Source organism: Bartonella machadoae (genome assembly GCF_022559585.1).
Taxonomy (GTDB): domain Bacteria; phylum Pseudomonadota; class Alphaproteobacteria; order Rhizobiales; family Rhizobiaceae; genus Bartonella; species Bartonella machadoae.
On sequence record NZ_CP087114.1, the window covers coordinates 591421 to 603062 of the forward strand.

Sequence of the window (11642 nt, forward strand, 5' to 3'; positions counted from 1 at the left end):
TATTTTTACGAGATAACTTGTGAATATTTTTGTGAATTTTTTATAAGAGGTTTGTAATTTAAACAGCTTTATAGAGACCGCCTCCTTATAATCAGCGCTTTTGATTCAAATCTATTGCTTTGATTCATTCTCTATAGCCACCGCATCATTCTCATAAAACAAAATGATAAATATGATCATGCGGTTTTGATTTGCTATGAAAACATTTTGAATTCTTATATCCTTATCAAAATGCCTTTTTATGGGCTTTTGTCTCTTTTGTTTGTTTTGTCAGTTAATCTAGCCCCCCTTTTATTTAAAAAAATTGAGATAAAATAAAAACATTATATTTCAATAGGTTAGTATTTTTCAAAATTTTAAAACATCACGTATAAAAGCAATGTGAGTAATATAGAGAATTAATGACACGCATTTTGTCTGTTTTGTCAAATTTTGTCAGTAAATTTTAACAAACAATTGTTATGATTAGAATGCGTGTTTAAACCATGTTTTATGAGAGGGAGTATAATCCTTTAAAGCCTTTCAAAAGATAAAAGGTGGTTATGAGGCGTGTTATAAAGAGTAACTTATAGATTTAAAGAGGGTTTTGAGTTTTGAAACTTTGTGTTTTAAAGAAAAAACACTAAAAAGACAAAAAACATTATATTTCAGTATATTAAGTTTTATCAATGCTTCAAAAAACAATCTCTCTTGATAAATACAACCTATTAATACGCATATTTGTCTTTAAAGAGAGCTTTTGAAAGATATGATGCTCTCATTTTAGATTGCGAGTTAATCTTTTAAAGGCAATGTAAAAAATCTTATCATCTCTTTTTAGAATAGCACATGGTAAATCATTCCTTTTAAGATTATAGGTAAGCAACTTAATAAGAGAGTATAGATGATGGTTATAAGATCTATACCCCTTATAAGATTGGCATGATTCATAAATCTACTCAGTTTCTCTTAATTCTAGATTTGGTAAGTTCTTAACAATCTTCATTGTTTCTAAACTTACTGTAATAACCCTTTGGAACAATTCCAATGGATAAGCAGGGTTTACAACGGTCTCAAGTGCATAGCGATTGGCATCATTAACAATGCCACTCTTTTTATCAGTCTTTACACATTGCCGCCCCATAACCCATTCAAGAGCAGATTTACCATTTACGATATACTCATAAGCTTCCTTAGGTATATCTGTTATTATGATATTGCTATTGTAAATAACTGTAGACTTATCCTTTTCCTTACTATTTTTGATTTTTGCGAATTTCATTTCTGTAACGTAATAAAACTTTTCGGGATTAGAGATATCTTTCAGTTTTGGATTGCCTTTTTTAAAGGTCACGGGATAAGGCTCTACGGTTTCATAATTAACGTGCAAATTGCCTAATTCACGACCCGCATTAACAAATGCCCAGAAATCTTCAGTGCTCTTTACGCAAGGGATGCGAGGGAGTTCTTTACATAAATTATCAGCATAGCGAGCACGGTAATCTTCTGAATGCAAGATCCCGTAAACATAATAGAAGATATCATCTTTAGTGATGTTCTCATTAGGATAAGCAGCCTTAAAATGTGCTAAACCTTCGTCAGTAATGGCATCACGGCGTTGTAAACCATCTGTTTTTCTTTCTTCTATAGAACTTGTAAATAAATGAGATTGATTATCATTTTTATCTTTTAAAGATATAACATCTTCATAAAAATAACGTGGAAAGCATTGTCCAGTATCCATCGCGTGATAATTAGGTACATCTTTAGTCATCAAAACAGAAAAACCAGATCTTGCTCCTACGCCTGTAACTTGTATCACCCTATTATCAACCGTTTTTCTCATAGGGAATATCCGCGGTATTTGAGAGATGGCTTCGTTAAAAATACGATTATAATAGAACCATTGTTGTGTAAAAGGACGATATAAACTTTGCGCAAGGCAAGTTTCTTCAAATTCAAAAACTTTTTCTCTAGTTAAATGTTGTTTAAGATTAAGACTCCAGCTAATTTTTCTTGCATCTGAATTTACGAAATTATCTACAGCTTTGATACGTATTTTACGGTCAGCATGTGGATAGGCATCATTAAAACGTTTTACTTCGCAATTATAGAAGGCAATCATATTATTCATATTTTTTGCTAAATCTTTACGGCTTGAATTGTATGCCCAAGCATCACGGCTGGTTACGATACCACAGGAATAAGCCTCAAATAGCTTTTTATTATTATTTTTATCACCTAAGGCTATAAATGTTTTAAAACTGTTATCACGTTGATTGATCCAATCACCATGCTCATCTGGTGTAATAATTTTCCAACTTGATTTATCCGCAATACCATCAACACTATTAAGGTATTCAAGAGCCGCGAGTTTTTCTTTTGTCGTAAGATTATTGCCAATATCATGATAATAAATTTTACAATTTCCAGAAACATTAGGATTTTTGATAAATAATGTTACAGCAATACCAGTCATACTACCATTACCAAAAACATTTTCTCCTTCTTGAGCTCTACCACCACTTAACATGTTTTTACGAAGATCTCCTCGTAAATTGAGTGCATAAATACTGGTAAATTCCTTGGCTAAAGATTTGCGTAAACTGTCCATTGTTGGCTTTTCTATGTAACCAGAACCAGAAACAAAGCCAATGATCCCAGCATTTTCAATACGGTCACTAGCCCAGCGAATAGCACGAATATAACTATCATACAAATTTCGGATAAGACTTGCATTCGATTGAGCGGCATAGGTTTCACGAATGCGGTTATCTAAGAGTGGATATGGGGTATTCTTGGCATTGTCATTTGCACTTTTTTGCCCTGTTGAATAAGGAGGGTTACCAAAAATCACTTCAATATTGAGTTTTTTCTGAAGTTCTAAATAGGCACTGTTTTCCTCTAGTAAGCCCTTCATCAGATCTTGCTTTTCAACCATTTGAAACGTATCGGTTAAACCAATATGTTTGAAGGGAATATAATCTCCTTTCATAAGACTATGATAGGTCGATTCAATATTAATCGCTGCTATGTAATAAGCAAGCAAGACAATCTCATTGGCATGGATATCATGACGGAACTTATATTCCATATCTTCTGGTTTAATGAGATCAGATTGCAAAAGCCGCGTGATAAAAGTACCTGTTCCCGTAAAGGGGTCAAGAATAGAAACACCACGGGAGCCCAAGCTCTTGCCAAATTCCTTGCGTAAAACATCATCAACGGAATGAATAATAAAATCTACAACCTCAACAGGGGTATAAACAATACCAAGTCTATCCGTGGTCTTTTTGAACGCCTTGGCAAAAAAACTTTCATAAAGAGTGATGATGAGGTTTTGTCTTGCTTGCGGGGTGGTAATCCCAGAAGCACGTAATTTTACACTATCATAGAATTCTTTAAGTTCTTTTGACTCTTCTTCAATATTGGTCTCATCCAACACAGCTAAGATCTTTTCCATCGCTTGCGAGATGGTATTGTTTTGAACAAATTGATTGCCATCAAACAAAGCTTCAAACACAGGACGCGTCACAAGATGCTGTGCGAGCATCTCAATGGCTTCTTCTTGCTTGATATCACTGTTTAAATTGTTCTTTAGTTCGAGATAAAAGCTCTCAAAAGCATGAAAGGCTTCACTCTTTTCATCAGCAAGCATGTTTTGCAGGCGGTTGATATGGTTTTGTGCAATCTCAGCAACATTGCCAGCCCAGTTTTCCCAATAATCCGTAATGGCAAATTTCTTCGTTAGAAGGGTTATCAGAGCATTACGGAACTCTTTAAAAAAGGGTAATCTTGTTTGTACTCCAACACTTTGAGCAGGTTCATAGGCGGGTTTTCCTATCTTTAATCCCACACTTTCTGATTTTTCATAGATTGAGATTTTATCCTCAACCGCAGTCATGCTGTCTAAGGCAAGAATCTCTAGGGTATGACTTACATCTTGTCCTAAAATCATCTGGTTCAGGGTTATCTCAAAATTCTCATCATGGGCAAGCAGAGCATTGATGACTTGCCAGACAACCTTGTATCTCTTGTTGTGTCTTAAAGCCTGTTCAGCAGAAATCCCCGCAGGAACCCCAACGGGTAGAATGATATAACCTCTTTTTTTCCCCTTGGCGCGACGCATGATACGCCCCACCGCTTGTATGACATCGACATGACTTTTGCGCGGGTGTAAAAACATCACCGCATCAAGAGCAGGAACATCCACTCCTTCTGAGAGACAACGAACATTGCTTAACACACGGCAGGTATTTTCCCCCGCATCTTCCTTTAACCAATCAAGGGCTTGATTGCGTTTTTTTGCACTTTGTTTTCCGTCAATATGTTCAAACTTACAATGAAGAGGGGAGGTCTTTTTATAGCTTTCATAAAGAGTCCGTAATTCATCCTGAATTTCTTCAGAATTGAAGGTATCACGAATGCGTTGCGAGGTTTTAATATCTTTACAAAAAGCCAATGCCCTTCGCATAGGGTTGGGGTCATCGCTTAAATCAACCTTCAAATCGATTTTACTGAGAGCTTGATAACAGCCTACAATTTTGGTCTTATCATCAAGAATAAGTTCATAATTATCATCGGTCATAAGATGTTGAATGGATTGAGCCACTGCTTCTTCATTCACACCCAAGACAATAATCTTATAAGGTGCTAAAAGATCATTCTGAACGGCTTTTGAGAAGGTATAAGTGTAAAGGGTTTTTCCATAGAGCTCTTCATCATCCATGGACGCCAGCACGGCATTAATCTCATTGGCTTGTTTCTTGGCATTATCAGTAAAGATCTTTGGAGTTGCTGTCATGTAGAGGCGTTTTTTTCCCTGAACAATGCTGTTGTCATGAACCTTAACAAATTCCGATTCACTGTTGTCTGTACCTAACACAGCACCTGTTGTACGGTGCGCTTCATCGCAAATGATCAGATCAAATTCAGGTAACGCATAGTTCTTTTGCGCATCGGATATCACTTGTATCGAATGATAAGTCGAAAACACCACAGTCATCACATCAGGTAAAATTTTATTGGCTTTGCTAGCAAGTTCTTTTGCATCTGTTGTAGCAGGCAGGACAAGATCGGATGCGTTAAAATCAGCAGCATCCTCTTGGTTTTTACGCCGCTTGCCAACTTGTGTATCAGAACACACAGCAAAGGAACGCAACGGAACTTGTGTATCGCTTGTCCATTCTCTGATGGTTTGTGACATAAGAGCAAGAGAAGGTACCAAAAACAAAACACGCTTGCCTTGACCAGCAAGAGTTTCTGCTATCTTAAGACTTGTAAATGTTTTACCTGTTCCACAAGCCATAATCAGCTTGCCACGGTCTGCTTCTTTTAAACCCTCACAAACAGCGTCCAGTGCTTCTATCTGATGATCTAAAAGCTTTTTCTTCTTTTGCTCTTTAAGAACAACATCCCCTTTTTCTTCAAAGGCACTCCAATCGATTTGACTGTTTTCGAGATCAAACAGATTAATCTGTTGAATACGGATTTCTTGTCCTTCACAGGTATGAGAAGCATTATCACTCCAATCACTTTCAGTGCTGTCAATAAGAATGCGACGGGAGAAGATCTTTTTTCCAGAGGCAGCAATAAAGCTATCAATATCTTCTTTTTTAATGCAATAAGAGGCGTCATAGCATTTGCATTGGATGGCAGCATAGCTTTCTTGATCACGGATTTTAGCGACTAAATCAATGCCAATATCCCGACCATCTTCACCACGCTCTTTCGCCCAATCGCAATAGGTTTGAACCTTTTCGTATTCTTGGCATTGCAGCGGGTCATGGGTCAAGTAAACCATGACAAGGTTTTCGAAAAGAGTACCTAATTCACGGGGCGATTGTGCTTTATTACGATAAGATTGTAAGAGAGAGCGTAAAGAAGATTGTTTATTATCAGAATTGAGAGATTGAGACATTATTCAATAAACTCCATTGCCTTATGAGACTCAAAAAATCACAATGGCGTTTCATAAATACATTTAGAACAAATATCGAGTACCCAATAAACCAAAATGGCGTGAAAACCACTCAAATCCGTCAAAAAAATTTAACAAGTTGCAATTATAAACAGCCTAAAACAGCAAAGTAGTAAAATTTACTATTCGTTTTTGTGTTAATAAAAACAAATTCGATATGTATTTTAAGAGATCAAAATGATTGTTTCGAAGTGTTTTATGATCTCAAAATATCATAACAATTGTCTATTAAAATTTACCGACAAAATTTGACAAAACAGACAAAACTCAAGTCACTGATTGTCTCTCTTACTCACATGGCTTTTATGCATTGGATTGCAAAAATTTGTATAATGCTAACCTATTGAAATAGAATGTTTTTATTTTCTCTCTCAATTTTTTTTAATGGGAGGGGGGGTAAATCAACAGACAAAACTGTCAAAAGAGACAAAACTCTTTTTACAAAAGAATTCTGATCATTTCCTTTGCAGAAGGTTACCTAACAGAATGCCATTGAAAAGAGTTTTGCAAAATTGTTTTGAGAAGCTTTAAAAGAGCTTTCTTCATTGCTTAATACTCTGATTTTTTACCAAAGGATGCCATTCATAGCGTATGCTAGAACGACCGCCTTTTTGCTCCTTGTCATCACAGATTTTACGAAGATAGTTGCAACGGCATAAAACATCTAAAGCTGTTTTAACGGCTTCTTTGTCTTTTAAATGCGTCCAACAGCGCCTGTAGATATCACGAGCAGTAAAAACCTCAGGTAAGCATTCACAACGCTCTATAATCAAATTTGCACGCTCTGTTGTTAAGCTATCATCCGCCGCATAAAGACGTTTCGCATGACTTAACAAATAGTTTTCCCAACGCAAGGCTGTTTGAAGGGCTTCTTTATTGATTTCAAAACGACCACCTTCGACAAGTTCAAAAATCAAAGCAAGACTTACGATGGTTTTGTCCATTTTTGCACAATGGGATTGCAAAGCTTCAGAGAGATCATCCCTTCTGATCGCTTTCTGATGATTTTCCCACCACTCACTAAACATCTCTTGTGCATCGGGAGAAAAACGCATGGTCGTTGGATGTTGAGAAGATCCTACCGGTTTATCATAAAGAGAACGAAACACTTTTTCATAAGCTTCCCATGCCTTTTGATTGGGATATTCATCCCTCCATTCTCTCTCTTTATTGTTATCGGGCCATACCATCAGTTGAAACCGTTGCAATAAACCATCATCGTTTATCCCACGGTTTATCGCTTGTACAATAGGAATAATCCGAGAAGGTTGAATGCCTCCTATAATGGAAAGTGTTGCATTGGGAATATAAATTGTTCCACGTTCTATACGGTCATAGGTATAAGGAGAATTTCCATTAAAAGCCGTTAGATAAAAAGAACGGTCAGTCTGATATTCCTTTCTTTCCATATTAGCTAAAAAACCAGAAAGTTCATCGCGGACCATTAATAACCCGCGCGGGTTTTCTCTCAGTAATTCTCCAAGCTTTTCAACCGTTGCATCATTGACGAGAAGACGTCGTTTAACAAGAGTTTCATCCTCACTTTCTTGATCTTCAAGAGGTTCATTAAGAAGAGCGATAGCTTGTTGCTTATTTTTATTTTTAAAAGCTTTTCGGGCTTGTTTTTTCTTTTCTTGTCTCTCTAATTCAATGAGAAGATTTTTTGTCTCTTTCTGTTTTTTCTGTTTACGCCACTGTTGATACCATTCATTTTGAAAGGAATAAAGAGGAGCGAGAGCGGCTTGCATATCAGGTGTTTTGAGAGTTGCAGATCGCCCGATAATGGCGCCCCATAGATTAGGGACAATTTTCCAATTGTGCGTATTTTGTTTTGGAGCAATGCGAATTCCATTACCAATCAGGGCAGCTAACCCACACAGAGCCGAGACAGCAATAAAATCGAGAGAAGATTGTTGGCATTCAGCCACGTCATAAATATAGTCTCGTAAAGTTGAAGGCATTTGTTCGGGGTGAAAAGGTTCAACCGGTAAAAGCGCTTTGTTTATCGGTTTTAATTCACCCCATCCCATTTGTTGCAAAGCCTGTTCATAAGGGATGGCTTGTAAACAGGGATGCTCCTTTAAAGAGACAGGGGTGTTATCGTTATCAGTATCATTTACAGAACTATTTTCATTGTTTTCTAGAATATTTTTTGTCATTGTTTTTCGCTTTCATAATTTAATAATAAAATGTTGAAGTCAGAGCCATGGGGAGCTTGCATCATCAAGACTTCAAAGCCTTGGCGATAAGCACGGGCAGCAAGCATCCATTGTCTTGTAAAAAGGTTCTATGGATTGCAAAGGAGCCACCACCCTCAACAAGAGCAACCAACGCGGGGATGGTTTTGCCAGAGGGATGGGGGCATTTGCTATGAAAGCGTAAACTAGGGGGGCAAGTTACAAGTGATCCCACGCTTGCGTAAATGAAGCTCTGCTATGGTCTCTTTAAAAGAATATAGAGCTAAACTAGGTGACCTATCATCATGGGCAGGGCAGCGGGCTAGTCCATAAGCACCATGCCAGACACCCCGCAAGGCATTTGTAATGCCCCGAGCATTTATAAAATGATACATTTCTCTTGTCCTTAGACGTTGCGTCACAGGACGGGTTTTGCTATTTTCAATTTACGATAATTTGAGAAAGCCTTGTCCGCCCTTACGTGACAAGGTTTTTTTATGCCACATCACTGAGATGTTGACGTTGCGTTTTGGCTTTTTCAATCACATTCAACAGATCCGATTTTAACCAACGCGATAAAGAACCCAATTTTAAGGGCTTTGGTAAAGATCCATTGGTGACATGGCGACGGAATGTTGAAACGCTTATATGCAATAATTTTGCACTTTCGCGGTCTGTAAGAAGAACATCATTTTCAGTCATAACTAAATCCTTTCAATCTAAAAATAGTAACAAATCATAAGTATTTATTAACCATATTTTATTGAGATTTGAAAGTAAGTTTAATCATAAAAAACAGTACTTTATGATGTATTTTCTCATTTGATAATTTATGAGTCTTATTGAAACGGAATGAGAGAACGAAGAGAGAAAGTTATCCACAGATAATGGAATAAAAATGGGGTACAAGCCCCCATCTTTTAAGATTTGCTCGTGACATAGGCAGCCCATTTATCCATATAAACACGACGCTGCTCTAAATAGTCAGTACGACGGTAGGCACGCTCTACTTTACCCCCGACCACATGACCTAGAATGGTTTCAGCTACCTCAAAAGGAGCATCTGTTGTTTCAGCTAACCAATCACGTAAACTAGAGCGAAAACCATGCGGACAAGCATCAAGTCCAGTTTTTTGCATATATTGAGTCATACAATTTATACCAAGGGGACCCCGACCGGTTGCAGAGAAAAAGAAATCATTGCGAGAAAGCAGGCGTGCTTGTTTCAAAATTTCTAATGCCTCTGATGATAAAGGCACGCGAAATTCTGTTGTAGCATCACGCCTTCCTTTCATATTCTCAGCAGGGATGGTCCATATATCACCATCAACTTGATCTTTATGGATATGACGCAAAGGATAGGTACGAACGCCTGTAAGGATAAGCAAACGCAAAGCCAAATGTGTCATGGTTGTTGTGTTGCAGAGTGTTTATAAAAAGCCGGTATATCTTTCCAATCCATAGCCGGTACGTTTTGCGTTTTATGGCGTTGTTTGCCTAAAGAGGGCGCGTGCTTTTTCTGTTGCTTGCAAATCAACATCCAAACCCAATGCAGCAGCATGTTTGAGACAAATATTAAGGCGATTTAGTGCTCTATAAGCTGTTGCAGCTTTTGTATGCCAGATAGGAGCAAGCACATTACGTATATCATTTTGTGTAATTTCTGAAACGGGGAGGCAGCCTAATTGGGGGAGAATATGAAGTTGTAAAGGTGAAAACCAACGCCCATCTTTAGCATCATTTTTTAGTTCAGCTTTACGAGTTTCGAAAGTGTCTAAAGCAATATCTTTTAAATAATGGAGATTGCGCATTGCCTCACGCTTTTGTTTCTCACGTTCTTTAATGGGGTCACGACCATCACGAATAACAAAACGCCATTGGGTTGCCAATTCACGGGCTTGTTTTAAAGAGACATCTCTTAAAGCACCCAAGCCCATCTCACGACGCCGCCCGTGAATGGTATATCGATAAATCCATTGAGCACCCCCATCTTTACGCTTATGAAGTACCAAGCCGGCACCATCATTATATTTGCCAGCCCCCAATGTTGCGACAGCTCTTGCATTAAGACGATTCATTAAAGGCATTTTTACTCCTTTCTAAATGTTTTCTATCCACACGTTAATCCCACTTTTGATGTGCAAAGGGATGGTTTTTATTGATTCAAGATAAGCAGGTTTGAAATGAGAGAATCTTACAATATTCGGGAGTCTCATTCAACATGCAAAACGATAAATTATCTTTATAAATCAACGTGTTATCTAATGTGGTCACAACCCTCACGAAGAACAAAATGCCATTGGGAACAAAACGCCATTGGGTTGCACATTCTACGTGCTTGTTTTAAAGAGACATCTCTTAAAGAGCACTCAAGCCCATTTCACGACGCTGCTCGTGAATGGTATAGCGTAAAAGCCACTGAGCACCACCATCTTTACGCTTATGAAGGTGCAAGCCGGCACCATCATACTCTTTACCGCCCCCCCAATGTTGCCACCACTCTTGCATTAAAACGATTCATAAGAGGCATTTTTGCTCCTTTCTAAACGGTTTTCTCCCCACACACAAACCCCGCTTATGACGTGCAGAAACATAGTTTCACTTGATTCAACATAAGGGGATTTGAGATGAGAGAATCTTACAATATTCGGGGTCTCATTCAACAGGCAAAACAGTAAATTATCATTATAAATCAATATCTTGTTTAATTTGTAAAATTTTATTATCCTCAAAGAAGATATTATCATAAAATGTGCGAAACTATTGCTCTTGTAAAAGATTTTTAATAAATTTAAATGGTTGGTACAATTTAAAGGATAAATTTTAAAAGGTAAAGAGGAGTTTGAACAGATAATAGAGAACTTTCTATTTTGAATCCAGCGCTTAGATTTTTCTATTATGAATAGTCCTGATAACAGATTTGAGGGAACTATGCACTTTGATAAAGCGTTCAAATTTTTAATAAGCTTTTTGAGCAAAAAATAAATCTTGAGTTGTTTTTCTTGTGTTTTATTTTGATTATTGTATATACTCTAATAATTGTTATGAAATTTTTTAAGCTTTAAGAAAGAGATATAAATGGCTCGCGTAACAGTAGAAGATTGTATTGATAAAGTCGATAATCGCTTTGAGTTGGTACTTTTAGCGGGGCATCGAGCACGACAGATTTCTCAGGGTGCACAGATTACGATTGATCGTGATAATGATAAAAATCCAGTTGTTGCTTTGCGTGAAATAGCAGAAGAAACATTATCGCCTGCTGATTTAAAAGAAGATCTTATTCATTCGTTGCAAAAGCATGTGGAAGTGGATGAACCAGAAGCAGAAAATGAATTGATTACGCATTTAGGTGAAGCTGAAGATGTGTTTAGATCCTCATCAGAAGAAGGGGGAATTTCATTTGATCATATGTCAGAAGAAGAGCTTTTAGCAGGGATTGAAGGTTTGGTTGTTCCGGAGAAGAGTGACGATTATTGATTGCGGTGATGTATAGTTACGGAAGCGTA

4 protein-coding genes and 3 pseudogenes are annotated in these 11642 nt (G+C 37.3%); 1 reads left to right on the top strand and 6 read right to left on the bottom strand.

What is annotated here, in order from left to right:
* Positions 1 to 934 precede the first annotated feature (934 nt).
* The 6 genes and pseudogenes from LNM86_RS02800 to LNM86_RS02825 form a co-directional block, all read right to left on the bottom strand.
* Positions 935 to 5899: a DEAD/DEAH box helicase gene (locus LNM86_RS02800; RefSeq protein WP_241438351.1), complete on the bottom strand. Its 4965-nt coding sequence runs from the start codon at positions 5897 to 5899 to the stop codon at positions 935 to 937.
* Between the two features lie 602 nt (positions 5900 to 6501).
* On the bottom strand, positions 6502 to 8118 hold the full coding sequence (locus LNM86_RS02805) for a YfjI family protein (protein WP_241438352.1): 1617 nt from the start codon (positions 8116 to 8118) through the stop codon (positions 6502 to 6504).
* Between the two features lie 73 nt (positions 8119 to 8191).
* Positions 8192 to 8531: pseudogene (locus tag LNM86_RS02810) on the bottom strand (DUF7146 domain-containing protein); the annotation flags it as partial.
* A gap of 100 nt (positions 8532 to 8631) precedes the next feature.
* The gene (locus LNM86_RS02815; protein WP_241438353.1) at positions 8632 to 8838 is read right to left on the bottom strand and encodes a helix-turn-helix transcriptional regulator; all 207 of its coding nucleotides are present in this window, start codon (positions 8836 to 8838) and stop codon (positions 8632 to 8634) included.
* A gap of 218 nt (positions 8839 to 9056) precedes the next feature.
* Positions 9057 to 10223, bottom strand: a pseudogene (locus tag LNM86_RS02820) (tyrosine-type recombinase/integrase).
* A gap of 173 nt (positions 10224 to 10396) precedes the next feature.
* A pseudogene (locus tag LNM86_RS02825) lies at positions 10397 to 10666 on the bottom strand (Arm DNA-binding domain-containing protein); the annotation flags it as partial.
* Positions 10667 to 11214: 548 nt separating this feature from the next.
* Here LNM86_RS02825 and rpoZ point away from each other — a divergent pair.
* The gene (gene rpoZ / locus LNM86_RS02830; RefSeq protein ID WP_241438354.1) at positions 11215 to 11613 is read left to right on the top strand and encodes a DNA-directed RNA polymerase subunit omega; all 399 of its coding nucleotides are present in this window, start codon (positions 11215 to 11217) and stop codon (positions 11611 to 11613) included.
* The last annotated feature ends 29 nt before the right edge of the window (positions 11614 to 11642 follow it).